Source organism: Paracoccus ravus (assembly GCF_004522175.1).
GTDB lineage: Bacteria > Pseudomonadota > Alphaproteobacteria > Rhodobacterales > Rhodobacteraceae > Paracoccus > Paracoccus ravus.
Map to the genome: position 1 here is coordinate 1 of NZ_SDEB01000080.1, position 1,338 is coordinate 1,338.

At 59.3% G+C, this 1,338-nt stretch carries 2 protein-coding genes and 1 pseudogene; 2 read left to right on the forward strand and 1 reads right to left on the reverse strand.

The features are described 5' to 3' along the window. Positions 1-105 (forward strand): annotated as a pseudogene (locus tag ESZ60_RS21640) (integrase); the annotation flags it as partial. Between the two features lie 343 nt (positions 106-448). Further along, positions 449-715 (forward strand): Rrf2 family transcriptional regulator, encoded by a 267-nt coding sequence (locus ESZ60_RS20570; protein ID WP_245155811.1) that lies wholly within the window; start codon positions 449-451, stop codon positions 713-715. A gap of 151 nt (positions 716-866) precedes the next feature. Here ESZ60_RS20570 and ESZ60_RS20575 read toward each other — a convergent pair. Beyond that, positions 867-1,338: integrase core domain-containing protein (locus ESZ60_RS20575; RefSeq protein ID WP_134682496.1), on the reverse strand; the 472-nt coding region annotated here is incomplete at its 5' end.

The window sequence follows — 1,338 nt, forward strand, 5'->3', positions numbered from 1 at the left end:
GCGGTACAGCTTCTGCTGGGCCACACCAAGATGGACAGCACTGTCCGATACCTCGGCGTCGATCTCGACGATGCGCTGACGCTGTCAGAGGGGATAGATCTGTAGTCCTGAAGCCGGCCGGCAGGAATCTTGTCGGCCGGCCCTTTGCTGACTTTCGAGCCTCGCCAATGCCGCGCGGTAGCAGTCACCGAAGTGGCCATTCGAAGATGGCGAAGCATTTCGAGAGAACGAGAGATAGCGATGCGGTCCTTCTAGCCATTCGCGACACCGGCATCTTAAGTGCTCCATTTCTTCCGCGGGCGCAGTCGCAGTCATTCGGTCCCCATCGCACTCTCCCCGCCATTGGACTGCGCCATGTGTTAATCAACAGAATTTCGTGCTGGAAATTCGTTGCGACTGAGTTTCGCTCCAATCCGAGGGATAAGATGAACTAACTCTGGCAGCATGGGTGCGGATCGCCCTTTCATGTCCAGAGTCTGAGATCAGGATCGAAAACCAGCGAGCGATGTGCCGCGCCACAGGCCAAAACACCCGCTGCCGCGGCAAGGGTATCGTTTCTTCGGAAAAGGGGCATGGCGGCGGCTGGCGGCTTGCCCGCCACCTTGGCGACATCAGCCTGCGCGACGTCTACGAGGCGGTAGGGCGGCCGCCTCTGTTCTATATCGGCCCACAAGCTGAACCGGCGGAGATATGGGCGAAAGTTGGTGACGCGTGATCAGGCGGCGACTTGAAGTTGGCGGAGGCCGTCTCGGAACTCAACCCCTTGGATGATTTCCGGCAGGCGGTTCTGGCCATCGAGTTTGCGCCATTTCCGCTGCGCGGACATCATCAGTGGCCTTCCCCAATAGGGTGGTCCGGTTTCAATCTTAGTGCATGACGGGTCTCGGTGCTACGGCTGGTGTGGCCGGCGTAGCTGAGCCGGATGGCGAAGCTGGCCATTGCAGAGCCTCGGGGGCCGGAGGCCTGTAGCCAAGCGAAGAATGCGGGCGTTTCGTGTTGTAGTGACGCCGCCAAGTCTCGATGACGACCCTTGCCTCGGCGAGCGTGTAGAAGATCTCGCCATTAAGCAATTCGTCGCGGAACCTCGCATTGAAGCTCTCGCAATAGCCGTTCTCCCAGGGTGAGCCGGGCTCGATAAAAGCCGTCTTCGCACCGACCGCGACGATCCAGTCCCGGACGGCTATGGCAATGAACTCGGGGCCATTATCGGACCTGATATGAGCAGGTATGCCGCGCAGGATGAACTGGTCGGTGAGCACATCGATGACATCCGTCGAATTGAGTTTCCGATCGACCCGGATCGCCAGGCATTCCTTGGTGTATTCGTCGATGAGGTTG